The sequence below is a fragment of the Cryobacterium ruanii genome, assembly GCF_004404055.1.
Classification (GTDB): Bacteria; Actinomycetota; Actinomycetes; order Actinomycetales; family Microbacteriaceae; genus Cryobacterium; species Cryobacterium ruanii.
Map to the genome: position 1 here is coordinate 212,473 of NZ_SOHK01000015.1, position 24,138 is coordinate 236,610.

At 67.0% G+C, this 24,138-nt stretch carries 22 protein-coding genes; 10 read left to right on the forward strand and 12 right to left on the reverse strand.

Going from position 1 to position 24,138, the window contains the following annotated elements; genetic code table 11:
* Positions 1–192 precede the first annotated feature (192 nt).
* Positions 193–564, reverse strand: coding sequence for a flagellin (locus E3T47_RS10655; protein ID WP_241982171.1), 372 nt, complete (start codon positions 562–564; stop codon positions 193–195).
* Positions 565–631: 67 nt separating this feature from the next.
* Entirely contained in the window at positions 632–1,462 is an 831-nt protein-coding gene (locus E3T47_RS10660; protein ID WP_134556039.1) for a sigma-70 family RNA polymerase sigma factor, read from the reverse strand.
* A gap of 307 nt (positions 1,463–1,769) precedes the next feature.
* Here E3T47_RS10660 and E3T47_RS10665 point away from each other — a divergent pair, with 307 nt between their 5' ends.
* The 4 genes from E3T47_RS10665 to E3T47_RS10680 are packed head-to-tail and all read left to right on the forward strand — an operon-like array spanning position 1,770 to position 5,060.
* Positions 1,770–2,255, forward strand: a complete 486-nt coding sequence (locus tag E3T47_RS10665; RefSeq protein WP_134556040.1) for a flagellar protein FlgN — start codon at positions 1,770–1,772, stop codon at positions 2,253–2,255.
* A gap of 34 nt (positions 2,256–2,289) precedes the next feature.
* On the forward strand, positions 2,290–3,741 hold the full coding sequence (flgK, locus tag E3T47_RS10670; protein ID WP_134556041.1) for a flagellar hook-associated protein FlgK: 1,452 nt from the start codon (positions 2,290–2,292) through the stop codon (positions 3,739–3,741).
* Between the two features lie 3 nt (positions 3,742–3,744).
* Positions 3,745–4,665 (forward strand): flagellar hook-associated protein FlgL, encoded by a 921-nt coding sequence (gene flgL, locus E3T47_RS10675; RefSeq protein ID WP_134556042.1) that lies wholly within the window; start codon positions 3,745–3,747, stop codon positions 4,663–4,665.
* Complete coding sequence (locus E3T47_RS10680) at positions 4,662–5,060, forward strand: flagellar assembly protein FliW (protein ID WP_134556043.1); 399 nt, start codon at positions 4,662–4,664, stop codon at positions 5,058–5,060. The genes flgL and E3T47_RS10680 overlap by 4 nt, the downstream gene beginning before the upstream one ends.
* A 119-nt stretch (positions 5,061–5,179) precedes the next feature.
* Here the strand turns inward: E3T47_RS10680 and sufU are convergent, their stop codons facing one another.
* Positions 5,180–5,668, reverse strand: coding sequence for a Fe-S cluster assembly sulfur transfer protein SufU (sufU, locus tag E3T47_RS10685; protein WP_134556044.1), 489 nt, complete (start codon positions 5,666–5,668; stop codon positions 5,180–5,182).
* Positions 5,665–7,005, reverse strand: coding sequence for an aminotransferase class V-fold PLP-dependent enzyme (locus E3T47_RS10690; RefSeq protein WP_134556045.1), 1,341 nt, complete (start codon positions 7,003–7,005; stop codon positions 5,665–5,667). The genes sufU and E3T47_RS10690 overlap by 4 nt, the downstream gene beginning before the upstream one ends.
* A 110-nt stretch (positions 7,006–7,115) precedes the next feature.
* On the opposite strand from E3T47_RS10690, the gene clpS reads away from it, so the two are divergent.
* The gene (clpS, locus tag E3T47_RS10695; RefSeq protein ID WP_134556046.1) at positions 7,116–7,400 is read left to right on the forward strand and encodes an ATP-dependent Clp protease adapter ClpS; all 285 of its coding nucleotides are present in this window, start codon (positions 7,116–7,118) and stop codon (positions 7,398–7,400) included.
* Positions 7,397–7,939 carry a DUF2017 family protein gene (locus E3T47_RS10700; RefSeq protein WP_134556047.1) on the forward strand — a complete coding sequence of 181 codons (543 nt, stop codon included), beginning with the start codon at positions 7,397–7,399 and terminating at the stop codon, positions 7,937–7,939. Before clpS ends, E3T47_RS10700 begins: the two co-directional genes overlap by 4 nt.
* Here the strand turns inward: E3T47_RS10700 and E3T47_RS10705 are convergent.
* Entirely contained in the window at positions 7,921–9,414 is a 1,494-nt protein-coding gene (locus E3T47_RS10705; protein ID WP_241982172.1) for a dihydrolipoyl dehydrogenase family protein, read from the reverse strand. The two genes, E3T47_RS10700 and E3T47_RS10705, sit on opposite strands and share 19 nt — an antisense overlap.
* Before the next feature lie 267 nt (positions 9,415–9,681).
* Here E3T47_RS10705 and E3T47_RS10710 point away from each other — a divergent pair, with 267 nt between their 5' ends.
* From E3T47_RS10710 to E3T47_RS10720, 3 genes are all read left to right on the forward strand, one after another.
* Positions 9,682–10,539 (forward strand): FAD binding domain-containing protein, encoded by an 858-nt coding sequence (locus tag E3T47_RS10710; RefSeq protein WP_134556048.1) that lies wholly within the window; start codon positions 9,682–9,684, stop codon positions 10,537–10,539.
* On the forward strand, positions 10,536–13,364 hold the full coding sequence (locus tag E3T47_RS10715; protein WP_241982174.1) for a molybdopterin-dependent oxidoreductase: 2,829 nt from the start codon (positions 10,536–10,538) through the stop codon (positions 13,362–13,364). The genes E3T47_RS10710 and E3T47_RS10715 overlap by 4 nt, the downstream gene beginning before the upstream one ends.
* 138 nt (positions 13,365–13,502) lie before the next feature.
* Entirely contained in the window at positions 13,503–14,915 is a 1,413-nt protein-coding gene (locus tag E3T47_RS10720) for an amidohydrolase family protein (RefSeq protein ID WP_134556049.1), read from the forward strand.
* Positions 14,916–15,086: 171 nt separating this feature from the next.
* Here E3T47_RS10720 and E3T47_RS10725 read toward each other — a convergent pair whose 3' ends face one another.
* Genes E3T47_RS10725 through E3T47_RS10735 form a run of 3 tightly spaced genes read right to left on the reverse strand, consistent with a single transcriptional unit; the run spans position 15,087 to position 17,054 of the window.
* A complete protein-coding gene (locus E3T47_RS10725; protein WP_134556050.1) occupies positions 15,087–15,302 on the reverse strand; it encodes a hypothetical protein in 216 nt (71 codons plus the stop codon).
* A 44-nt stretch (positions 15,303–15,346) separates the two neighbouring features.
* Entirely contained in the window at positions 15,347–16,564 is a 1,218-nt protein-coding gene (locus E3T47_RS10730) for an amidase family protein (protein ID WP_241982176.1), read from the reverse strand.
* Positions 16,557–17,054: a hypothetical protein gene (locus E3T47_RS10735; RefSeq protein WP_134556052.1), complete on the reverse strand. Its 498-nt coding sequence runs from the start codon at positions 17,052–17,054 to the stop codon at positions 16,557–16,559. Before E3T47_RS10735 ends, E3T47_RS10730 begins: the two co-directional genes overlap by 8 nt.
* A gap of 168 nt (positions 17,055–17,222) precedes the next feature.
* On the opposite strand from E3T47_RS10735, the gene E3T47_RS10740 reads away from it, so the two are divergent.
* Positions 17,223–17,933: a nucleotidyltransferase family protein gene (locus E3T47_RS10740; RefSeq protein ID WP_241982178.1), complete on the forward strand. Its 711-nt coding sequence runs from the start codon at positions 17,223–17,225 to the stop codon at positions 17,931–17,933.
* A 728-nt stretch (positions 17,934–18,661) separates the two neighbouring features.
* On the opposite strand, the gene E3T47_RS10745 is transcribed toward E3T47_RS10740, so the two are convergent.
* The 4 genes from E3T47_RS10745 to E3T47_RS10755 form a co-directional block, all read right to left on the reverse strand.
* Entirely contained in the window at positions 18,662–19,975 is a 1,314-nt protein-coding gene (locus E3T47_RS10745) for a nucleotide disphospho-sugar-binding domain-containing protein (RefSeq protein ID WP_134556053.1), read from the reverse strand.
* Complete coding sequence (locus E3T47_RS10750; protein WP_134556054.1) at positions 19,972–22,260, reverse strand: glycosyltransferase; 2,289 nt, start codon at positions 22,258–22,260, stop codon at positions 19,972–19,974. The genes E3T47_RS10745 and E3T47_RS10750 overlap by 4 nt, the downstream gene beginning before the upstream one ends.
* 292 nt (positions 22,261–22,552) lie before the next feature.
* Positions 22,553–22,654: an MFS transporter small subunit gene (locus tag E3T47_RS16815; protein WP_422386488.1), complete on the reverse strand. Its 102-nt coding sequence runs from the start codon at positions 22,652–22,654 to the stop codon at positions 22,553–22,555.
* Positions 22,651–24,045, reverse strand: a complete 1,395-nt coding sequence (locus E3T47_RS10755) for an OFA family MFS transporter (protein ID WP_134556055.1) — start codon at positions 24,043–24,045, stop codon at positions 22,651–22,653. Before E3T47_RS10755 ends, E3T47_RS16815 begins: the two co-directional genes overlap by 4 nt.
* Positions 24,046–24,138: the final 93 nt, after the last annotated feature.

A 24,138-nucleotide genomic window follows, 5' to 3' on the forward strand; every position in this document is an offset into this window, starting at 1 on the left:
ATTTCGTGAATTCAACGAATCGCGCCGATTTCGCGAGGTACCGCAAACGTAAAAAGACCGTTGCAGAATTCAGCCACTTCCGTTTGAACGGCAGGGCGAGCAATTCTGCAACGGTCAGCATGGGCGGCGCGACGCTGGCGACATCCGCTGCCGGTCAAGCGCAGCAGCTGCTACCTACAAAACGTATTCGTGTTACGCGGCGGGGCGCAGCAGCTGCAGAACGTCGGAGTTCGACTGGTTGGCCTGGGCGGAGACAGCGGTGACCGGCTGGGTGAGAATGCTCACGCGGGTGAGGTCCACCATCTGCTCGGCCATGGCGCTGTTGGTGAGGCGGGAGGCTGCCGCCAGGGTGTTCTCGGCCGAGACCGCACGGGTCTTGCCCTCGAAGTTGACGCTGTCTGCGGTGACGGCCGGCTCGGTGACGGCCGGCTCGGTGTTGGCCGGCTCGGTGGAGGCGAGCCCGCTCGAGATGGCGACCGTCGGCTGCGCGAGGCGCGTCTGCGAGGCGGCGAGCTTGCGGTACGCGTCTGAGGCCGAGGTGTTGTTGTTGACCTGCATGTCCATGATGATTTCTTCCGTGAGGTGTTGTGAAGCCGGCCCATCCATGGGCCAGCGGGGAGGATACGTAAAGTCAGGATGCGGCGCGATCTGCGGTGTCAAGCTGCAGATGATCGGCGGCACGAGTCATTCCCACCGTGGCGAGCTCGGCGAGGCGAGCGAGATAAGCGTTGCGGCGAGCCGGAGCGATGCGGGACTCCGGCTGGTAGGCAGGCACGGTCTCGATTTCGTCGGCGTAGTGCGTGCTGAGCCCGTCACGCAGCAGCCGAATCGCTTCGGCACGCATTTGGGAGACGGCGGAGTGCGTGGTGCCGAGTTCGGCCGCGATGTCCTTGACCGGGCGGTCGTCGAAGTAGATCTGCTCGACGATGACCCGCATCTTTTCGGGCAGGGCCGCAATGGCCGCCCGCAGGTAGACCAGGCGTTCGGTGGAGAGCAGCGACTCTTCCGGCATGGCGGTGTCGGCCACGAGAAACTCCGCGGTCGTGTCGTCGAGGGCCGAGAGGGTGCGGGCCGCGTCGGCCAGGCCGGCCGCAGCCGTCTCGCGGTCGACGCCCAGTGCGTCGGCGATTTCGTTCACGTTTGGGGTGCGGCCGAGAGCAGCCGAAAGCGTCTCCTGCACGGCCAGAGTTTCTTTGATGCGGCGGCGAGCTGATCGCGTGGCCCAGTCGCTCGAGCGCATCTCGTCGGCGAATGCGCCAATGATGCGGCGGCGGGCGAAGGCCCCGAAGGGAACCCCGAGAGCCGGGTTGAAGGTATCCGCTGAGGTGATGAGAGCGACTGCGCCGGCCGATGCCAGGTCGTCGCGAGAGAGGTGGCGGGCCTTGGCCCAGACCTCCGAAACGAGGTAACCGACGAGGGGCAGATTCTCGACTACGAGGGCATTGCGTTCCGTGCGATTCACGTGCAGCCCCCGTGCCTTCCATGCCAATGTTTTGATGTGCACGGAGGGGCGTCCGCGCCTCCCGCGAGAGGCCCCGATGCCTGCAAGGTCAAAGCTACCCCCAAAAGGAGGTAAATGGGTAGTGCTACACAGCCCATTTGGTACATTGTTATGTCCATTGTTTAGCGGACACACTTGAGCGATTTTGCAAGAAATCGGTTTATCTTGCCTAACCGTGGTTATTTCGTGGCCGATAGTGCCAACAAACGATCCAGAGCGCGCGCACCCGTGTGAGCCTGCGAGTGAGTGAAAACTGGCTGGAGGAGTCATGGGCGCCAACGAACTATCCGCGCTGCTCTGGCGCGAACGGGAGCTTCTCGAGTTGCTCGTCTTCAAACTTGAAGAGGAACAGCTTTTGCTGCAGGGCGGTAAAGCCCGCTGGCTGCAACACGCCACGCGCGAGGTGGAACAGGTACTCAACCTCGTGCGTGAAGCTGGACTGGGACGTTCCGTCGAGGTCGCCGCACTCGCCACCCAGTGGGGAACAGCCGAAGACGCAACACTGCGTGAACTCGCCACGCATGCCCCCTCCGGGCCGTGGGGCGAGATCTTCGCCGCACACCTCAAAGCCATGGGCGATCTCACCACCCAGATCAAAGAATTGCGCGACACCAACGAACGCTTCATTCGCGCCGCAGCCCGCTCCACCCAGGAGACGATGGCCACGGTCAGCGCCAATCCCAAGACCTATGATGCCAGCGGCACCACCGGTGAACCGGTGACCGCCGCCCGCATTTTCGACCGCAACCTCTGACTTTGAACGCCCAACGACTAGAACGGAGAACACGGTGAGCACATTTGGTGGCTTGAACACCGCGTACACCGGCCTCGTTGCCGCGCGCCAGGGCCTCGACGTGGTCGGTCAGAACATTGCCAACGCCAACACGGATGGCTACACCCGGCAGCGCATATCCACCTCCGCCCTCGGCGCTACGGCCCCCACCGGCATTTTCACGCAGGGCGCCCGGGTGGGTGAGGGCGTTGCCATGGACGGCATCATTCGCCTCGCCAGCGCCCAACTGGATGCCCGCGTGCGCGCCACCGCAGCCACCGCCGGTTACACCGCGGTGCGCGCCAATGCGCTCGCCTCGGTCGAGGATTCACTCAATGAACCCGGCGAAGACGGCATCTCGGCCACGCTTGATGAATTTTGGGCGGGCTGGCAGACGCTTTCCAATGGCACCGACACCGCGGCGCCCGCAGCGCTGCTGCTCGGCACGGCCGGCGAACTGGTAACCCAGATCTCCGAGGGCTATCAGGCCGTATCCGACGAATGGTCCACGGTGCGCAGCGACCTGAACAATATGATCTCCGAGCTCAACGGGGCTGCCGCGCAGGTTGCCGCGCTCAACGTGCAGATTCGCCAGACCCTCGCAACCGGCGGCACGGCCAACGAACTACTCGACCAGCGCAATACCCTGACGACGACGATCGCCGCGCTCTCCGGCGCGACCGTCACGGAACAGGCCGACGGAACGGTGAACGTGCTGGTGGGCGGCAACGCGCTCGTCGCGGGCGGCGTGGCTCACCAGATTAAGGTCGATACCAACGCTCCCCGAGTGTTGCAAGACGGCGGCGACGTGAGCCTGATGTGGGCCGACAACGCCGACACCGCAGTGACGATGGACCGGGGCGAGATGGCCGGCGCGCTGTCGCTGCTCGGCGCGACCAATGTCGCTGGTACTGGTGGCGCGTTGGCCGAGGCTGCCGAGTCCTACAACGCCTTCGCCACGGATCTGACCGACAAGGTCAACGCCATTTACAAGACCGGCTTCACGCAAGCGGATGCGACCGGCCAAGCCTTCTTTTTCCGAACGGATGGCGCACCCGCCGCGCAGGGTCTCAGTATCGTGCCCACAGCATCCGCTGATATGGCCGTTCGCGCATCGGTTGATTCTGGCGCCTACGACGGCACGATAGCGGATGCCATCGCCCAGCTCGGCGCCGGATTCGCACTCGACGGCAGCGCAGCAATCATCTCGCCGAGCACCACTTGGTCGGACTTCGTCACGAAGACCGGCGTGCTCACGCAGACCGAACTGCACTCGGCGGCGCTGGCCAGCTCGACGGCGTCGGGCGCTGCCAACCAGCAGCTCGCCAACTCGTCCGTCGACCTTGACGAGGAGAACGTGAACCTGCTGATGTTCCAGCACGCCTACCAGGGCGCGGCCCGAATGATGACGGCCGTCGACGAGATGCTCGACACCCTGATCAACCGCACCGGATTGGTCGGGAGGTAACCCATGGTCGAGAGGGTGACCACCCAGACGCAGATGCGCGCCGCCCAGCGCAACCTGCAAGAGAACATGACGCACCTTGCACGGTTGCAGGAACAGGCGAGCACGCTCAAATCAATCAACCGTTCCTCCGACGACCCCACCGCTGCGGCCGCGGCTATGGCCGTGCGCGCCGAGATGCGTGCGGTCGACCAGTACAGTGCCAATGCCGACAACGGCAACGACTGGCTCACCACGATCGAATCGTCGCTCAGTTCGGTGTCAGACATCATGAACCGCGTGCGTGACCTCACCGTGCAGGGCGCGAACTCCGGTTCGCTCTCGGCTACGGCCAAGGAAGCCATCGCGATCGAGGTCGAGGGTCTCAAGACCGACCTGCTGTCGCAGGCCAACACGAAGTTTCTGGGGCGCAGCGTCTTTGCCGGTAACTCCGACGACGCCACAGCGTTCACGGCTGTGACCGAGAACGGCTTGGCGACCTATCCGTACACCGGCGACACGACGGGTGCGGGCAGCGTCGAGCGTCGCATCAGCGCCACCAGCACCGTGCGGGTCGACGCCGACGGCGGCACCATCTTCGGCACCGCGAACACGTCGGTGTTCACGCTGCTCGACAATATCGTCGACGACCTGCGCTCAACCGACACGTCGGTCAACGTGCGTGCCCGCCTCAGAGGTCTCGACGAACGGATGGCCATCATGACCGGTCAGCACAGCGAAATCGGCGCCCGCCAGGTGCAGATGGAACGCGCCCAGTCGACCCTGCTCGAAAAGACCGGCACACTGGATGCCCAACGGTCCGGCATCGAAGACGCCGACCTCGGCCAGGTCATCATCGATTTGAAACTGCAGGAAGTGACCTATCAGGCCGCCCTCGCCGTTACCGCCCGTGTGCTTCAACCAACCTTGATGGACTTTCTCTCATGAGCACAACCCTCAGCAGCCCCACCCTCAGCTTCGTCTCTCCCCCGCCCGGGCTGGCGCCGCTCACCGACTTCGTGCTCAACGAGATCGAGGGGGCTGCCGGGCTGTACTCCCTGCAGGCATCCGCCCAGCCGGCCACACGCTTGTTCGTGCTCGATGCGGCGATCTTTCTGCCGAACTACACCCCGGCGATCTCGAACGAACAGTCGATCGCGCTAGCGCTGACGACGCCCGACGATGCCCTCGTGCTCGTGGTCGTTAACCCCGGCGAGAGCACCACGACGGTGAACCTGATGGCGCCCATCGTGGTGAACGCCCGCACCGGCGCCTGCGCCCAGCTCATTCTGGACGACCAGGACTGGCCGCTGCACGCCGAGCTCGGCACGGGCGAAAACTGAAGCTCAGCCTTCGGAGCTATGCGCGAGCGGTATTTCACCGCGCGCTGGAGCCGCGCGCTGGAGCCGCGCGCTGCGCGGAAGGCGGAACATGCGCACTAGCGCAGGTCCCGCGCAGCAGGCTAGTGCGACTCCGCCTCGATCACGGCGGCCTCGAAGGCCACCCAGGGCAGCATGGCGCACTTGACCCTGGCGGGGTAGCGCGAGACTCCCCCGAAGGCGGCCGCGTCACCGAGAATTTCTTCGTCGGGCTCGATCTTGCCGCGCGAGCGCAGCATCTCGCGAAAATTGTCGAGCAGTGCACGGGCTTCGGTCGTGCTGAGGCCGCGCAGGGTGTCGGTGAGAATCGAAGCGGATGCCTGCGAGATGGAACAGCCATCGCCGGTCCAAACCAGCTCGGTCACGGCGGCATCGATGTCGCCGCCGAGCGTCACGCGCAGGGTGACCTCGTCGCCGCAGGTCGTGTTGATCTGATGCGATTCGGCCACGCGCAGGCCACGCGCGCTACCGAGCGCGACAGCATCAGCCAGCGGTGTGAGTTGGATCGCCCCATGCCGGGCCTTGGAGTGCTCGAGGATGATGGTCTGGTAGAGCTGCTGTAGGTCGCTCATCGCGAGACTCCGAAGAACGGCGCGACCTCGGCGAGGGTGGCCAGGAACAGGTCGACCTCGTCGGTCGTGTTGTAGAGGTAGGTGCTCGCCCGAGTGGACGCGGTTACGCCCAGCCGACGATGCAGCGGCTGGGCGCAGTGGTGGCCGACCCGCACCGCGATACCGGCGTCGTCGAGAAACTGGCCGACGTCGTGCGCGTGCACACCGACAACATCGACGGCTGCGAGCCCGAGGCGTTCGACGCCGAGACCCGGACCGAGCAGGCGCACACCTGGGATCTCGGCGAGCCCGGCGACGAGGCGCTGGCCGAGCTGGGCCTCCCAGGCGGCGACCCGATCCATGCCGGTCTCGCGCAGGTACTCCACGGCCGCGGCCAGCGCGATCGCCTGCGAGATGCGCTGGGTGCCGGCCTCGAACCGCTGCGGCGGGGCCAGAAACTCGGCAGTAGTCATGTCAACGGTCGTGATCATCGATCCGCCGGTCTGGAACGGCGGCATGCCGGCGAGCAGTTCGGCCTTGCCGTAGAGCGCGCCGATGCCGGTCGGGCCGAGCATTTTGTGGCCGGAGAAGACGGCAAAGTCCACGTCGAGCGTTTTCAGATCGACCGGCAGGTGCGGCACGGTCTGGCAGGCGTCGAGCACCACGAGGGCCCCGTACTTGCGGGCGAGGGCAACGAGTTCGGCGACGGGGTTCAGGGTTCCGGTGACGTTCGAGCCGTGCGTGAAGGCGAGCAGTCTCGTGTGGGGGCCGACGACATCCGCTGCGGAAAGCAGGTCGAGGGTGCCGTCATCGAAAACGGGAATGAAGCGCAGCGTGGCACCGGTGCGCAGCGCGAGCTGCTGCCAGGGAATGAGGTTGGCGTGATGTTCCATCTCGGTGACCACGATCTCGTCGCCGGCGCCCAGGCCGAACCGGCGCGCGGCCGGGCCGCCGAGGCCGAGCGAGGCGTTGGAGAAGCTGTAGGCCAAGAGGTTGATGGCCTCGGTGGCGTTGGAGGTCCAGACGATCTCATCGGTCTGGGCGCCGACGAACGCGGCGACCGTCTCGCGGGCGGCCTCGAACGCCTCGGTCGCCTCGACGGCGAGGGTGTGGGCGCCGCGGTGCACGGCGGCGTTTCGCTGCTCGTAGTACTCCTGCTCGGCTTCCATGACGCTGATCGGGTTCTGCGAGGTCGCTCCCGAGTCGAGATAGGTCAAAGGATGCCCGTTCACCGTTTGGTGCAGCACCGGAAAGTCGTTGCGGATGCGCTCTACGTCGACATTGGTCAGCGGTGCCAGCTCAGGGTGCTGCGCACCGCGTGCCGGGGACAGTGCGGACGATGGTGCTCGAGACGTCATACTCCAAGGATATTCCCTCGCCCCCAGCTCGGGCGCCGCGCGGCCGAGTATGACGCGGCGATTATTAGATCGCGGTGGAAAACCCGGCGGGAGCGTGTGAGTCTTAAGGGGTGACCAAGACTGCCGAACGCACCGAGCTCCGCGAGGAGGTGTCACTCGACCGGCCGTGGGTGACCCTGGTCTGGGACGACCCGGTCAACCTCATGTCCTACGTCGCCTACGTATTTCGCAGGTACTTCGACGTCACACCGAAGCAGGCCGAACGTCTCATGCTGCAGGTGCACAACAACGGGCGGGCCATCGTGGCGACCGGTAATCGCGAGTCGATGGAACGCCACGTCGAAGCCATGCACGGCTATGGCCTCTGGGCGACGCTCGCGAAGGCTGAGGAATGAGCAGCCCGCGGCGGTTTACCCCGCAGAACGACGGCGACCTACTCGCCCAATTCGAACCGATCGAGGTCGACCTGCTGCGTCTTGCCACCACCCAGCTTCTCGAGATGCTCGACTCTGGCACGGCCGACCCCCAACTCGCCGCGAGCGACGGTATTTTCGGACGCCTGCTGCCCGATGCCTACCGCGATGACGACGAAGCGGCGGCCGAGTTTCGACGCTTCACCGCCACCGGCCTGCTCGAACGCAAGGCGCAGAACGCCCAGACTGTGCTGGGCTCGCTCGATGTGAGCGCCATCGAAGCGGATGCCGCCACGCCCGACACCGCAGATCGCCAGCCGGTCACGATCAGCCTCAACCCCGACGCCGTTCAGGCTTGGCTGCGCAGCCTCACCGACCTGCGGCTGACTCTCGCCGACCGGCTGCAGATCTCCCCCGATGGTGTGGTGCACATGAACGGCGACGACATGCCGTTTCTGCGCGATCTCTACGAATGGCTCGGCATGCTTCAAGAGGAACTCGTCTACACGATCGACATCTGACCGCCGAGCGTGCCTGGGCGATCGACGGGCTCGGCCAGCAGGGCTCGTGCAGCGATTCCAATCACAGCACTGTAGGTGGGGTAGGCGAATCGCACGTTTGCCAGCGTGGCCACGTCGATTCCGGCTGCCATCGCCGTCGTGACGGACTGAATGACCTCCACGGCGTTTTCGCCGACCGCATGGGCCCCGAGAATCAGCTCACGCCGGCGATCGGCGATGAGCTTGAGGAATCCCCGTTGCCGATCGTCGATCACCGCCCGATCCAGCAACGAATAGGGCACCACCGTTACGACGCACAACTCGTCGCGACGTTGGGCGTCACTCTCGGTCAGGCCGACGCCTGCGTAGTCCGGATCGGTGAACCCACCCGCTGGAAGCAAGTGGTGCGGGATTCGTTGGTTGGCATTCAACACGGCATTCTCGGCTGCTGCTTCGCCTTCGAATTGTGCGGCCTGCACAAGCATGTCTTGGCCATTGGCGTCGCCGACAGCGAAAATGTGCGGCACCGAACTTCGAAAATACGCATCGACGGGAATGGACGAACGGCTCGTGACCACACCGGCATTTTCCAGTCCCAGGTCACCGATATCCGCGGGCCAGCCGGTTGCCATGATCACAGCATCGAAGCTGCCTGATATATCCTGCCCGTTCTCCCGCCAGGTCAGCATGATCGAGCCGTCGGAGGCGCGCAGGAGCCCGTCAATACCGTCAATGCCAAGTCGGAGCACAACGCCTTGTTCAACGAAGGCATCGGCGACCGCGTGCGAAATGGACTCATCGGATGTGGTGAGCACGCGGTCGGCCACATCGAGCAAGGTCACGGTGGAGCCGAAGGAGCGAAATATGGTAACCAATTGGGCACCGGTGTTTCCCCCGCCGATCACGGCCAGACGAACGGGAACGCTCGGAAGGTCAAGCACGTGCTCGGGCACCGTCGCGAGTTCAGCTCCCGGCACCGGCAGACGGCGGGAATGACCGCCCACGCACACGAGCACGGCATCGGCCGTCACCCTGCGCCCGGACTCCATTCTGAGCGTGGAGGCATCCAGAAAGCGGGCCCGCCCCTCAAGAATCAGTTCCACCCCGGCATCGGCGAAGCGCGTAGCCTCACTCTTGATCGAGCGAACCCGGTCAACGGTCTGCCGGACGCGCGCAACGGTGGTGGGCCAGTCGAGGGGGCGCTCAGATACGGAAATGCCATACGCAGCGGCGGTTCGGATCTCTCGCATGAGCCGTGCCGTCTTGGCCAGCACCCGGGTGGGCACGCATCCGGTGTTCACGCACGTGCCACCGAGACGATCAGATTCGCAGACGGCCACGGATGCGCCCAGTTCCGCTGCGCGCAGGGCTGCGGCGGTTCCAGCCGGGCCGGCACCGATCACCACCACGTCGAAGTGCTCGGGAACGATCCCGGTTGAGTCGAAGTCCTGCTGTTCGGACGGCATTGTGTGGTCGAAACTTGGGGCAGCGGTCATTTCGGTCTCCCACCGTCGTAATCGACCAAATAGTGGCAGCGTCGGCTGGGAATCAACCTGCGCCCGAATGGCTGGGCATCCCTGTTTGGGGAGGTACACACTCCTCTGCCAATTCACGGCTGCCGGAGGTAGTGTGGTCGCGACTGGGCGGGGCATTTGCTACCGCGTCTGGTTCGCCCTCGGGCCTTCAAACCGTGTGCCAACGCCGCTCGCACGGATGCGCCACTGCATTTCGAGGTGGCTCCACGGCATCCGATGGAGAGAACAATGGATCTCAGCACCCTGACCCACGTCATCGCGGCTCGACAGCGCAGCGACCTCGACGCCCTGGGGCCGACGGTCGTGCCGCTGGCTGGCGGCTCCGAGCTGTTCGCCGACCCGCGCACCCACCTCGAGGCACTCGTCGATTTGCAGACCTTCGGGTGGCCAGCGCTGACGATCACCGACGAGGGCCTCGAGATTGCAGCGACCTGCACCCTCGCCGAGCTCTCCCGGCTGCCGATGCAGCCGGGGTGGGTGGCTCATCCGCTGTTCTATCAGTGCTGCACGGCCCTGTTCGGCTCGTTCAAGGTCTGGAATGTGGCGACGGTTGGCGGCAACCTGGCCACCTCGCTTCCTGCCGGGCCAATGATCACCCTCGCGGTCGCGCTCGACGCCGAGCTGCTGGTCTGGCGCGGCAGCGGCAGCGGCAGCGACGAGATCGTGCCGGCCCGCGAGTTCGTGACCGGCAATATGACCAACGTGCTCGCGCCGGGTGACGTGCTGCGCTCCATTCATGTGCCGCTGGCCTCGCTGCAGGCGCAGACCGCATACCGCAAGATTGCGCTGTCGCCGCTTGGGCGCTCGGGGGCGGTGCTCGCCGGGCGGGTGGGCGGCGCTGCTCCCGGCGGCGATGACGGCGCCTTCGTGCTCACGGTCACTGCGGCGACGCTGCGCCCGGTACAGCTGCGCTACCCGGCGCTGCCGAGCATCGAGGTTCTGGCCTGCGACATCGCCGCGATCGACTGCTGGTTCACGGATGCCCATGGCGCCGCCGACTGGCGGCGCGCCATGGGGCTGCTGCTGGGAGAAGAGATTCGCGCTGAACTCGCCAGCGCGGCGACCAACGCGGGAGGCCGCTCATGACGCTGGAACTGGCCGCCATGGTCGCCACCGTCACGTTCGAGGTCAACGGCACCCCGGTTGAAGCAACCCCGACACCCGGCCAATGCCTGCGCACCCTGTTGCGCGAGCACGAACACTTCGACGTGAAAATGGGTTGCGACACCGGCGACTGCGGCGCCTGCACGGTGCAGGTGGACGGCACACCCGTGCACTCCTGCATCTACCCCGCGTTCCGGGCTGACGGCAAGCAGGTCACGACAGCGGCCGGTCTCGGCCAGCCCGGCGACCTCGCCCCGGTGCAGCAACGTTTCGTCGACGCAGCCGGCTTCCAATGCGGCTTCTGCACGCCCGGCATGGTCGTCACCGCCGCCGCGATCGAAGCGGATACCGCCGCCCACCTCGACGAATTGCCCCGCCTCCTGAAGGGCAACCTGTGCCGCTGCACCGGCTACCGCTCGATCAACGATGCGATTGCCGGCCAGCGCACCCCGCCGGAAGGCTCCTGCCACGTGGCGCCGGGGCGCGAACACGCCGAAGCCTCGACTCTCGGACCGGTGCGCGCGACCGGCCGAACCGGCCGGGTCGCCGGCCCGGTCGGCACCTCCCCCGGAGCGATCGCCGGGGAACGCGTGGTCAGCGGGCTCGAGCCGTACACCCTCGACGTGGCCGTTCCCGGGCTGCTCCACCTCGCCGTGCTGGGCAGTCCGCACGCGCACGCGCGCATCCGCTCTCTCGATGCGGCGCGGGCGGCCGCGCTGCCGGGCGTGCACCGCGTACTGACCCTCGACGACTCCCCTACCACCCTGTACTCGACGGCGCGGCACGAAAGCCGGTTCGACGACCCCGACGACACCCTCGTCTTCGACCAGACCCTGCGCTTTCGGGGCCAGCGTGTCGCGGCGGTCGTTGCCGACTCCGTGGCGATCGCCGAGGCCGCCTGCCGGCTTATCGAGGTCGAGTACGACCTGCTCTCCGCCGTGTTCGACCCGCGGCTGGCCCTCGAACCCGGCGCCCCGCTCGTGCACGGTGACAAGGACCCGGTGGTCTCACGCGTCGCCGACCCCGGGCACAACCTCGTCGCCGAGCTGCACGGCGAATACGGCTCCGTCGAGGCCGGTCTCGCGCGAGCTTCGACCGTTGTCTCCGGCAGCTGGCAGACCCAGCGCATCGCCCATACCCACCTCGAAACCCACGCCACAATCGGCTGGCTCGACGGCGACCGACTGGTGCTGCGCACGAGCTCGCAGGTTCCCTTTCTGGTGCAGACGGAGATCTGCCGCCTGTTCGACCTCGATCCGGCCGGGGTACGCGTGTTCACCGCCCGGGTCGGCGGCGGCTTCGGCGGCAAACAGGAACTGCTGACCGAAGACCTCGTCACCCTCGCCGTGCTCGAAACCGGGCGCCCGGTGCAATACGAATTCACCCGCACCGACGAGTTCACCATCGCCCCGGTGCGGCACCCGATGACGATCGACGTCACCCTCGGCGCCACGGCCGACGGCCGACTCACCGCTCTGAAACTCGGCGTCCTCGCCGACACCGGTGCCTACGGAAACCACGCCCCCGGCGTGCTATTCCATGGCACGAGCGAATCCGTCGCGCTCTACAACGTGCCCAACAAGAGAGTGGATGCCCAGAACGTCTACACGAACAACCCCCCGTCGGGCGCCTTCCGCGGCTACGGCCTCGGCCAGATCATCTTCGCGATCGAGTGCGCCCTCGACGAACTGGCCCGCGACCTCCAGATGGACCCCTTCGAACTCCGTCGGCTCAACTCGGTGCAACCCGGTGACCCGCTCGTCGTCACCCACGAAGAAGGCCCCGACCTCGTCTTCGGCAGCTACGGCCTCGATCAGTGCCTCGACCTCGCCGAAGCGGCCCTGAAGCGCGGCAATCGGGCCGTCATTCCTTCCGGGCCCGAGTGGAGGGTCGGCACCGGCATGGCGTCGTCGATGATCGCGACCACGCCGCCGCGGGGCCACCGCTCGCAGGCGTCCATTCAGTTGACGGCCGGCGGCCGCTACCTTGTGCGCGTGGGCACGACCGAGTTCGGCAACGGTACAACGACCGTGCACGCGCAGATCGCTGCGACGGCCCTGCACACCACCTTGGACCGCATCGACCTGGCGCACTCCGATACGGATGCCGCCGGCTACGACTCCGGCGCGTTTGGTTCGGCCGGGGTCGTCGTGGCCGGTAAGGCCGTGCTCGCCGCGGCGACCGCTCTGGGCGAGTCGCTCGTCGAGGCCGCCGCGTCGTGTACTGGGGGCGACAGGACCTGGCAGCTCGAGCGCGACGGCCTGCGCGCCGCTGCCGCGACCGTCTCCCTCGTCGAACTCGCGGACTGGGCCACGGCCAACGGCGTCGACCTCACCGCCGTGCGCCGTGAAGACGGAATGCGGCGCTCCCTCGCCTTCAACGTGCATGCGTTCCGGGTGGCCGTGAACACCGACACCGGCGAGGTGCGCATTCTGCAGTCGATTCAGGCTGCGGATGCCGGCTTCGTCATGAACCCGGAGCAGTGCCGCGGGCAGATCGAGGGCGGGGTCGCGCAGGCGCTCGGCACCGCCCTGTTCGAGGAGGTCGTGCTCGACGGCGCGGGGGCCGTGTCCACTCGGGTACTACGCAACTATCACGTGCCCCAGCTCGTGGATCTGCCGGTCACCGAGGTCTACTTCGCGCAGAGTCACGACGTGCTCGGGCCGTACGGTGCCAAGTCAATGAGCGAATCCACCTACAACCCGGTCGCGCCGGCGCTGGCCAATGCAGTGCGCGACGCGATCGGCATCCGTCCCACCGAGTTGCCCATGTCGCGGGACCGCATCTGGCGCCTGCTGCACGGCTGAGCAGACGCCAAGCATCGGTCGACATCGTTTCTCTGGCGGTCACGATCGGCTCGACCAACGGAAACAGCATGCGGAGAGCGCCCCCAAACAGTAGAAATTGCCCGCCGTACTACGCGAAAGAGGATATTCTACGTAGATATGTACGAATCATCGGGTCCCGCGGTCTTTCGCGGTTATATTTTTCATATAGCTGACGCTCCCACGGTTGCCGAGGCCCACGAACACCTCGTCTCGGTGCCCGACGGCGCCCTCGTGACCGGTGTTGACGGCACTATCGCGTGGGTCGGCCCGTTCGCCAATCTGCCGGCTGCCTTCGCCGCCTTGCCGGTGACCCGCACCGGGTTCATCATTCCCGGGTTCGTCGATACCCACATCCATTTTCCGCAGACCTACACAACAGCTGCCTATGGCGGTGGCCAACTACTCGAGTGGCTTGACGAGTGCGTATTTCCCGCCGAGTCGCGGCTGGAGGACCCGGGATTCGCTCGCCAGGTGGCGCGCGATTTCACGCGGCGGCGGGCATCCGTCGGCACGACGAGCGCCCTCGTATTCGGATCGGCGTTTGCGCTCGCGCAGGACGCCCTGTTCGAAGAAACCCAGGCGGCCGGCCTGCGGCTGGTGAGCGGGCGCGGTATCCAGACCGTCGGCACCGACTCCGCCCGCGCCCTGATCACGAGCGAGCAGGCTGCGATCGAGCTTACGGCGGCCGAGATCGACCGCTGGCACGCCGTCGACACCGGCACGGCCCAGACCGCGCTGCTGCAGGTCGCGATCGTGCCGCGATTCAGCCTCTCGGTGACGCCGACGACCCTCGCCGGGCTCGGCGAACTCTACGAATCGGTGCGCGGCCGCGGCGTGTACTTTCATAGCCACCTCAACGAGAACGACCGGCCGGGCACGGGCGAGATCGCAGCGGTGCGGTCGGTGTACGGCACCGAGAAATACCTCGATACCTACGACGGATGCTTCCTGCCGGGCTCGGCCCGCGGTGGCTCCAGCCTGCTCGGGCCCCGCAGCATCCTCGCCCATGCCGTGCATTGCCAGGACAGCGAGCTGGCCCGCCTCGCCGACACCGGAACGTCGATCGCCCACTGCCCCACCTCGCAGGCTTTCCTCGGCTCCGGCACCATGCCGTGGCGCCGCACGACCGCGTTCGGCGTGAACGTCGCGATCGGAACGGATGTCGGCGGCGGCGACGAATGGCTCGTCGCTCGGGTGCTCAACGACTGCTACAAGGCGCACCTGTCGGAGCCCGGCGACGCCGGCGTGGCCCTCGACCCGGCCGCGCTGCTGTTCACCGGAACGCTCGCCGGGGCGCGGGCCCTCGATATGGAGGCGCGGTTCGGCAACTTCGACCTCGGCAAGGACGCGGACTTTCTGCTCATCGATCCCGACCGCTGGGAGCCGCTCGCCCTCATACTGGAGAACGCGGTGCGCGCTGACGACGCTGGCCTGGCCGCCGAACAAACCCTGTTCGCGTTGCTGCTCGCCCTACGCGAGCCCGCCATCACCGGCGTGTACGTGCGCGGCCACCGCGTGCGCGTGAACTAAGCGCCGCCCGGTTTCGCATCCGCTCGCCTCGGCGTAGGGGGGCGCCGGCCGCGAGCGGGTTGATCAGGCTCATCGCCGTGGCATAGCTGTCGGGAGCGCTCGCACTGTCGATCGGGCATTCCAGCCAGACCGCTGCGCCGTCGGCGTACCGCCGGGCCGAGGAGTCGGAGATCAGCACGAGCGGGATCCCCGCCGCTGGATCGCCGCGACCAGCTGCCCGAACCCCGCCGATCGACGGCGAAAACCGAACAGAACGGCCGCGTCGTGCGGGCCGAGTCCGGCCACATCCTCGCCGATCGCCTGCCCGGGCAGTGGCGCGAGCCGCACGCTCTGAAAGGTCTGCGCGAGCTGCTGGCGCAGGTGCATCGAACTCGGAATCGATCTCATCGGCGCAGTCCTGATCGGCAAGGTAGAGCACGGCGGCCTCGAACCTACCCGGGCATTTCGTTCAGCTGAGTCGCCATCGCCGTTGCCGCATCCACGAGCGCGAGATCGCTGAATCGGGGCCCGACCAGGCACAACCCGAGCGGGGCTCCGTGCACGTCGAGCAGCGGAGCCGACAGAGCCGGATAGCCGCCGATCGCCGCGAGGCAGGTCAACGCGAGGGTCGCGCTGCGGGTGCGATCGAGGGCCGCCGCTTCGCTGTCGAGCCGGGGCGCCGTTGAAGCGGTGCTCGGCAGCAGCAGCACTCGCTCGTCCAGAATCTGATCCAGCCGCTCACGCGCGACGCCGAGCACGCCCCGCGCCGCCCGCTCGGCGCTGCCGGTCACCCGTGACGCCCAGGAGAAGCGAGCCGCCACATCGGCCGCGAGCACGCCGGGATGCGCGCGTACCCACGAGCCGTGCACCTGCCAGGCCTCGGCCGCCTGCACGGTGCGGAAGGCCTGGAACAGTGCGGCAAGATCGCCGACGTCGACAAAGTCGACCGGGGTGATGCTGCCGGTTCCCTCGAGCCAGTCGACGGCGTCGACGAAGGCTTCCTGTACCTCGTCGTCGAGCCCGACCACAACGGATGCCCCCACCGCGTATCGTGCCGGCGCACCCCGCTGCAGCTCCGGCTGCACCGAGGCAACGACGGCGGCGCGCAGCACGCCGGGGGTGCGCGTGATCCAGCCCACCGCGTCGAACCGCGGCGCGAGCGGCAGCAGCCCGCTGCGATTGACGGCATCCTGGGTGCTACGAAGCCCCCACAAGCCCTGGTACGACGCCGGCACCCGAATCGATCCTGCGGTGTCGGTGCCGAGTCCGATGTCGGCCTGGCCCAGCGCGACGGCGGTGGCCGGACCGCTCGACGACCCGCCGGGCACGGCGTTCGGAACGCGCGGGTTCGGCGGGGTGCCGTAGTGCACATTCGCGCCCGTGATGCCGTACGCGAACTCGTCGGTCTGCGCGATACCGCGCGCGGTCGCGCCAGCCCCCAGAAGTGCGCGCAGCGCCGGGGCGCTCTCGGTCGCGGCGGCCTGCTCGTGCAGGTATTCGGGAATGCCGGCGCCGACGGCGAACCCGGCCACGTCATAGAGATCTTTGACGGCAACGGTACGCCCGGAGAGCGGTCCGATACTCTCGCTGCCGACAAGCGGATTGCCGAGAACCCGCCAGATGCTGGTGTCAAAGGCCGGAACCGCCGCCGGATGAAGCAGATCAGCCACGATAGTCCGCCGTTCGAATGCGAGTGTGCACCCCGGTGACCCGGTCGACCACCTGGGAGATCGTGAAATCGGTAGCGGCGCTCAGGTACGCGTAGGCGAGCACCGTCATCTTGAGCAGGTCGCAAGACCGGGCGCCACGCGCACGAATCGGGCCGGTCACGATGTGCGGCCCGTCGCTGCCCGGGTCGCGACCGAAATCAGACGCAGCAAGGTCGATCGCGTCGTCGAGCACGAACTCCCGTGGCACGCCGTGGCGGCTGAAGAAGGCGGCCGGGTCTCGGCCCTGGTCCGCCAGCACACCCTCGTCGTTGATCGTATCGATCATGACATCGTCGCCCGAATCGACGGTGAGCACGCCAACGTCGCGCGCGCAGGGCAGCCGGCCCCAGAGCACGGTGGCACGCGTCGCTGGCAGGTAATGGATGCTGCCGGCCCCGTCCGAAGACAACTCCGGCACCTGCGTGAGCGGCTGCAAAATCTGAGGGAACATGGTGCTTTCTGAGCCGGGACTGCTGGGAGCTGGTGGGTCGGCAAACACAAATACTTCCTGCCGCATCTGCGAGCGTATAGCTCGTGTGGCGTAGAACTGTTAGCCCACCCCCGTGCTAGGGGGCCCCGACCGACGCACGGACGGCCCGAAAACCCTACGATGGCAGGCATGCAGATGCTGCCGTCCAGTCGCGTAGCCGGGCTCGTGCTCGCCGCCGGGGCCGGCTCTCGCTATGGCATGCCCAAGGCGCTCGTGCACGACGACGCCGGGCGTTCCTGGCTGCAGCACACCGTCGACGTACTGGCCGCGGCCGGATGCTCCCCCGTGATCGTCGCGCTCGGCGCCCGCGGGGCCGAGGCGGCGGCGCTGCTCGAACCCGGTGAGGACGACCCGACCAGAGCGCCGGCCCAGGACGCAAACCGGCCACGGGCATCCGTTCTGATCCTGCAGGTCACCGACTGGGCCGAGGGACTCTCCGCTTCCCTGCGAGCCGGTCTGCGCTGCGCCCTCGACCAGCCCGGTCTCGCTGCCGTCGCGGTCGTTCCCGTGGACGTGCCCGATCTGAACGCGGCAACCGTGGCCCGCCTGATTGGAACCAACGCCTCGACGAATGCGCCGGGTGCGGCGAATGGGGCAGGTGCGGCAGGTGCGGCAGGTGCGGCAGGTTTGCCGGTCACCGTGTTGGCCGGTACCCTGCGTCAGGCCCGGTTCGCCGGCCAGCCGGGGCATCCCGTCGTGATCGGGCGGGCGCATTGGGTGCCCCTCCTCGATACCCTCGCCGGGGACACCGGCGCCCGTCCATATCTGCGCGCGCACCCGGTCGAGCAGATCGAGTGCGGAGACCTCGGCACCGGTGCCGACGTCGACCGGCCGAACTGACCGATTCCGCTCAACCGGCGCAACCGGCGCAACAAGATCGTTTTCACCGTACTAAAGCCCCAATCTCGACCGGATACCAGAAGTCTTGCGATCACGGCCGCTTGCGACTTTCTGAGTCAGCAGACTGGTAGCGGGCGAGAAACGGTGCCGCGCCTCGCCTCGGCACGCCCGGCTGCGCCCCGCCCCGCCGTGCTGTACCTCTTCGCGTCGTGCTGTGGCCCGCCCCGACCCGCCGTACTTCGTGACGCCCTGCCCCGCCCCGCCCCCGCCCCCGCCGTGCTTAGCGACGCCCCGCGACGCCCCGTTGGACTGTACCTCGTCACGCCCGCCGCACCATGATGGGCCGTGCCGTGTATTGCGCACAGCGCAGGGACGAGCAGCCACGGGCAGTGCTGGGCTTGAGTACCGGTAGACGTCGAGGGGGCGACCTCGACGCGGGTCGTCCCCGTCTCGTTAGTCGAGCCCGTCGACGCCGTGCTGGGCTTGTCGAAGCAGACCGCCATTTCGTGAGCCGCCGCTTTCTACTTTGCCGGCCACGCGCGGGGTGACGGCTGGCGGTCCAAGCGGGGCCGGCTGCAGAAGCGGGTTCTTGCTGGGCAAGTCGATCAGTGCTCGCGTCGGGTCGATCTCGATCGGGGTTTGTAGGCAGTACAGGCCGCCTCGGAGGAAGATTTTCCAGTGTCGGTTGTGAAGCAGCAGGCGGTGCGGGGTGCGACCTGATACAGGTACTAACCCCGAGCCGGCACCCGGGCGAGCGCCGCGTAGGCACGCTGCGCGCCGGATTGCCGGGTCAGTGACAGCGCGAGGGCATCGAGGCGGGCGCGCGGGTCGCCCGTGAGACGCAGCATCCGCTCGCAGGCTGTGCGCAGGTCGGTGACGGTGGCGGTGTTGGGCGGCAGCGAGGTGCCGAAGCCCGCCGCCTCGAGGGCGGCCGCGCCGGCGAACTGGTCGGTTGAGAACGGCAGCACGACCAGCGCAACTCCGGCCCTCATCGCCTCGGTCACTGAGTTGTTGCCGCCGTGGGTGACGGCGAGGGCGGCTGCCTGCAGTAGGCGTACCTGCGGCAGGAAAGCGCGTACCAGCCAGGCGGCGGGCATGGCCCCCAGCTCGGTGGGGTCGGTCGCCCCGACCGCGATGGCGACCCGCACCGGAAGGCCCTCGAGGGCGGCGATGACGCGCGCGAGCACGTCTCCGCGCACCGAGAGAAAACTTCCGAAACTGACGTAGACCACGGGCAGCGAATTGGCCGCCAGCCAGGCCTCAACCTGGGGGTCGACGGCCTCGGAGCGCACGGCCGACCCGAGAAACACATGGGGTGGCAAAGAACCGGTGCGTGCCGGCGGATGCAATTCGGCCGGATAGTTGAGCAGCAGCACGTCGCCGACCTCCTGGAAGGCGTCGACGCTCAGCCGCGCTTCCGGATCGAGCTCGATCAGGGCCTCGTTCCACTGGGCCGTGAACGTGTCGCGCACGGCCTCGCACTGCAGTTCCAGCAGGGCCAGCTCCGCGGCGGCGGGCGAGAACACGGCGGGCCAGGCCGGCGGATAGCCGTAGACCTCCGCGCCCACGGGCAGTGCCGACGGATGCCCCAGCACGACGTCCGCGTGCGCAACACCGGCGCTGAGCAACCCCAGCCGGGCGCTGAAAGCGAGATGGTCGACGATCACCTGGTCCGGCTGCACCCGGGCGACGATGCTCTGCACCTCGCGGGCTATCTCGACGGGGTTGTAGAGCAGGTCGCTGCTGCGCGCCTCGGCCTGAAAGCGCAGGGTGTCGACCATGCCACGGCGGGTCGCCTCGAAAAAGCCGCGCAGGGCGTCGTCTTCGCCGACGGGCTGCGCTTCGACCCGAATCGTGCCGGGGTTGGAGCCGCGACCCAATTGCAGGTTCTCCCGTTCGAAGCCGAACGCGGTCACGATGTCGGCCGTGGCTGGTCCGCTGGCGACCACGACGCGTTCGCCGGCCTGCGCCCAGGCGGTGCCGAGCGTGGCGAGTGGGTACAGGTGTGAGGCGTAGTCCGGGCTGATGATCAGCAGGGTCACGAAACGCTCAGCTCCCACACGGCCGGCTCGAAGGCCACGGCGACGTCGCGGTAGACGCCGGCGAGGGTGGTCGCCATCGCCTCGATCGTGAAGTTGTCCACGACCATGGTGCGGGCCCGAGCCGCGCTGGCACCGCCGTGAACGCCGCACGCCGCGGTGAGCGCGTCGGTGACGGCGCGGGCCAAGGCTGCGCCGTCACCGGTGTTGACAAGAAAACCGGTCACACCGTGCTCGACGTACGTGGCCGGTCCGCCGCCGTCGGGTGCAACCACCATGAGCCCGGTCGCCATCGCCTCGAGCAAGGCGATGCCGAACTCCTCCTTCATGCTCGCGCAGACATACACACCGAATGGTGCTGCGAGGCCGGGCCGACCGTATCGGACCGCGGCGAGCCAGCGGGTGACGGTGTCGTTGGCGCGGTGTCCGGCCAGCAGCAGACCCAGGGCCGCCGCCTCGCCGAGGTCTCCGCTCGCCAACGACCGGGCAATGTGCGCCAGTTCCTTGCCCTCATCAGACGACGGATGCTCCAGGTCGCCCCCCACGATCAGCAGATTGCAGCGCGCCTGTAATTTTGGATCGGTGTTCCAGGTCTCGACCAGTGCGGCCATGCCCTTGACCCGGTGCAGGCGACCGACGCTGATCAGCAGGGGCAGGCCGCGCCGCTCGGGCGGAAGGGTGCCGAGCAGGGCGTCGAGCTGTTCGAAGGCTACGGCGGCTGGTTCAGCTGCGGCCCGGGCGTGGGCGTCACGGGAGACCAGCAGGCTACCGCCGGTCAGGCCAAGCGATCCGAGGGCATCCGTTCGGGAACGGTCGATCACCGAGAGGTCGATGCCTTCCGGAATGACGGAGTGCCGTTCGGGGTGCGCGTTGATGTCGATGCCGGTCAGCCGCTCGATGTCCTGTTGCAGGTGCGGGCGCGGAAACAGAACGGTGTGCGCGGCATCCGCGGCGAGCCGTTGCACGAGGCGGGCGCGAAACCAAAAGTGTTCGACCGCATCGACCGTGCCGAAGTTGGCTCGGGTGAGGGCGCCGCTCGATTCGAGCGAGTCGATCACGCCGTGCGGGTCGGGTGCCACGGTGAACACCACCGGAATGTCGAGGTCACGGGCAACGGTCGCCGCTGCGAGGCTGCCGACGTCGGCCATGCGCAGGTGAATCGCGTCGACCACGCCGGCCGAGCGCAAAATGCGGCGGATGCCACGTTGCGCTGCGACGCGCCTGGGCCAGGCGTCGGTCGAGGGCACCGGGCCGCCGACGAAGGGCACGGCTGCGAACGAGTGCCTGGGCAGGGTCGATCCGACGTCGGCGATGGCGTTGAGCGCGTCGTCGTGGGTGCCACGTGAGATGGTGATGACCCGGTCGACCCCGCCGGCAGCACGGACTCCACTCGTGCCGGCTGAACGTGTGCCGGCTGCGCTCGTACCGGCTACCAGGGCGTCGCCGAGGCGCACAAGTAGGGTGGCGATGCCGCCATTGTCTCCGGCGCCCACCTGAGACAGCTCACCGTCGATATCGGCGTGCAAGAACAGCTGGGCGATCGTGGTGCCGCGGTTCCACGGCGCGCGCGGGACGTCCGTCGCCGTGAGGTCGAACAGCGCCAGTCGCGCGACTGCGGCGAGCTCACCGGTTTCGCAAGCGGATGCCGCAGCATCCGCTTGCGAGAGCGCGCTGAGCAGCGAGATGACGGCCGGGCTCGGGGCTCGGTCGCCCAGGGCTGCGATCGCGGCAACGCGGGCGTGCAGATTCTCGGAGCTGTCGGTGGCGACGCGACGCAGCAGGCGTTCGGGAACGCGACCGGGAACGAGGCCGATGGTCTCGACCAGGCGGGCGCGGGCGAAAGTTTCGCTGACTCCCAACAGGGCGCCCTCCAGAAACAGGCCAACCTGGTCGGCGGCCGAGGAACCCCACTGCTCCAGGGTGCGCTGGGCGAGCATACCCGTGAAACCGCCCTTCCGCACGAGCGTGACGAGGCCCGCGATGGCGTCATAGCGCGGCAGGCGGGTGCCGAGGGCCCAGGCCGCGTGCTCGCGCAGAAACGCCGAGTCGTGGTGCAACAGGGCAACGAGAACCTCGTCGGCGGAATCGTCGAACACCTGGGCTAGAGCGTGTACCGCCGCGATGGCGGTGAGTTGGTCGTTCGGGTCGATGGCCGCCTGGGCCAGCATTCGCACGGCCCGAACTCCACCATCACGAGCGGCGGCGACGGTGAGGTCATCGGCGCGTCGGATACCGTCAAGAATAGTGGCGGCAGCACGCTGCTCGTCCAGGGCGGTGTGGGTGGCCACGTGCGTCTCCTCCCCGCGAAAAATTCCGCGGATCGATCGCGGCGATTCGGGCCCGCCGCGAGTGAACAGGGGTTGATTTCGGCTTGTAGCCGCTGGGAACAAAATCTAAAAATCCGAGAGTGATGAGCCCGAATTCAATTTAGCTAACTGAGTTAGCTATGTTCCCAATCGTCATCATTGCATGAATGTCGAAACTTAAGCTGAGAGAAACCGTCGCCACGCTGGAAAGACAAATAGAGTCACGCACCAATAATCGGTGCGTGACTCTATCAATTACGTTGAGGATTCCGGCTCAGCCGAACAGAGCCGTCACCCTGGTGAGCGTTTGAAATATGCCGAAGGCGAGCGGGATTCCTACCAGCGCCCACGCGACGACGAGTTTCGCTTTCTTCATGATCGATCCTTTCCGGCGGTTGCACCAACGAGAGGCTTGACGGTTTCATGAAAGTCCGTGTGCACCGGTCGTACGAACAGGTTTGCGATGAAGCCGACCACGAGCAATCCGACCATGGTGAGCAGTGCTGGCTGATAGGCAGCGGCATTCAGCTCCCCCGGTGCGCCCTGGGCGTCCAGGAACGAGTTGACAATGAGCGGTCCCGCGATACCGGCGGCCGACCAGGCGGTCAGCAGCCGACCGTGGATGGCACCCACTTGAAAGGTTCCGAACAGATCACGCAAATAGGCCGGAATGGTGGCGAAACCGCCGCCATAGAACGAGATGATGATGAAGGCCAACACCACGTAGAGGGCGGTCGTACTCGGGCCGAAGAGCGCCAACAAGAGGTACAGCACCGTGCCGACTCCGAGGTAAACCATGTAGATGTTCTTGCGGCCGGTCTTGTCCGAGGTGGCCGACCAGACGAAGCGTCCTCCCATATTGGCGAGCGACAGAAGGCCGACGAAGCCGCCAGCGACGGCTGCCGAGACCAACGAGTTACCGTCGTTCTGCCGAAAGAAGTCCTGGATCATCGGAGCGGCCTGCTCGAGAATGCCGATTCCGGCGGTGACGTTGCAGAACAACACGACCCAAAGCAGCCAGAACTGACGCGTTCGAATGGAGTTTTTGGCTGAGACGTGGTTGCTGGTGACGAGGGCTTTGGCACGCACCTTCGACGGATCGAATCCGGTCGGTAGCCAATCGGCGGCCGGAACCTTGATCGTGAAGGCACCGAACATCATGTAGGCACAGTAGATCACCGCGAGGGTGACAAACAGCTTGCCCACCGCGTCGCCGCTGGCTACCCAGTTCGCTGCCCCGGAATTCGGGTCATAGAAGCTGAGCAGCATGGTCGATACCGGGCTGGCGATGAGCGCGCCGCCACCGAAGCCCATGATCGCCATGCCGGTTGCCAGGCCGGGGCGGTCTGGGAACCATTTGATGAGCGTGGAGACCGGCGAGATGTAGCCGATACCCAACCCGATACCACCGATGAGCCCGTATCCGACGTAGACCAGCCACAGCTGGTTGGTGAATATCCCGAGGGAACCGATGAGGAATCCGCCCGACCAGAACAGGGCTGCGACGAACATGGCCTTGCGCGGCCCGTTGGTGTCGACCCAGGTACCCATGACGGCCGCGGAGAGGCCGAGCATCACGATGGCGATCGAGAAAATCACCCCGATCTGCACCAGGCTGGCGTCGAAGTGCGCCACGAGCGCAGTTTTGTAGACGCTCGTGGCGTACGCCTGGCCGATGCAGAGGTGCACGGCGAGGGCGGCCGGCGGAATGAGCCAGCGGTTGAATCCGGGTGGGGCGATGGTGCGGTCTCGATCGAGCCAGCTCATTGAGTTATCCTTGCTGCCGGGGAGGCGAATAGCGACGTTGCTGTGCGTGTCAGCGTGTTCGCGGTGACCATGAAAGTAATGGTCGACCGGGAA

Bases quoted from the DNA above. Each gene is read 5' to 3' on its own strand.
- flgL (WP_134556042.1), top strand. From the start codon at position 3,745: ATGGTCGAGAGGGTGACCACCCAGACGCAGATGCGCGCCGCCCAGCGC.
- E3T47_RS10740 (WP_241982178.1), top strand. From the start codon at position 17,223: ATGCAGATGCTGCCGTCCAGTCGCGTAGCCGGGCTCGTGCTCGCCGCC.
- E3T47_RS10715 (WP_241982174.1), top strand. From the start codon at position 10,536: ATGACGCTGGAACTGGCCGCCATGGTCGCCACCGTCACGTTCGAGGTC.
- E3T47_RS10720 (WP_134556049.1), top strand. From the start codon at position 13,503: ATGTACGAATCATCGGGTCCCGCGGTCTTTCGCGGTTATATTTTTCAT.
- E3T47_RS10690 (WP_134556045.1), bottom strand. From the start codon at position 7,005: ATGACGTCTCGAGCACCATCGTCCGCACTGTCCCCGGCACGCGGTGCG.
- E3T47_RS10735 (WP_134556052.1), bottom strand. From the start codon at position 17,054: ATGTTCCCTCAGATTTTGCAGCCGCTCACGCAGGTGCCGGAGTTGTCT.
- E3T47_RS10665 (WP_134556040.1), top strand. From the start codon at position 1,770: ATGGGCGCCAACGAACTATCCGCGCTGCTCTGGCGCGAACGGGAGCTT.
- E3T47_RS10755 (WP_134556055.1), bottom strand. From the start codon at position 24,045: ATGAGCTGGCTCGATCGAGACCGCACCATCGCCCCACCCGGATTCAAC.
- E3T47_RS16815 (WP_422386488.1), bottom strand. From the start codon at position 22,654: ATGAAGAAAGCGAAACTCGTCGTCGCGTGGGCGCTGGTAGGAATCCCG.
- E3T47_RS10700 (WP_134556047.1), top strand. From the start codon at position 7,397: ATGAGCAGCCCGCGGCGGTTTACCCCGCAGAACGACGGCGACCTACTC.
- E3T47_RS10680 (WP_134556043.1), top strand. From the start codon at position 4,662: ATGAGCACAACCCTCAGCAGCCCCACCCTCAGCTTCGTCTCTCCCCCG.
- E3T47_RS10725 (WP_134556050.1), bottom strand. From the start codon at position 15,302: ATGAGATCGATTCCGAGTTCGATGCACCTGCGCCAGCAGCTCGCGCAG.
- sufU (WP_134556044.1), bottom strand. From the start codon at position 5,668: ATGAGCGACCTACAGCAGCTCTACCAGACCATCATCCTCGAGCACTCC.
- E3T47_RS10710 (WP_134556048.1), top strand. From the start codon at position 9,682: ATGGATCTCAGCACCCTGACCCACGTCATCGCGGCTCGACAGCGCAGC.
- E3T47_RS10655 (WP_241982171.1), bottom strand. From the start codon at position 564: ATGGACATGCAGGTCAACAACAACACCTCGGCCTCAGACGCGTACCGC.
- E3T47_RS10705 (WP_241982172.1), bottom strand. From the start codon at position 9,414: ATGACCGCTGCCCCAAGTTTCGACCACACAATGCCGTCCGAACAGCAG.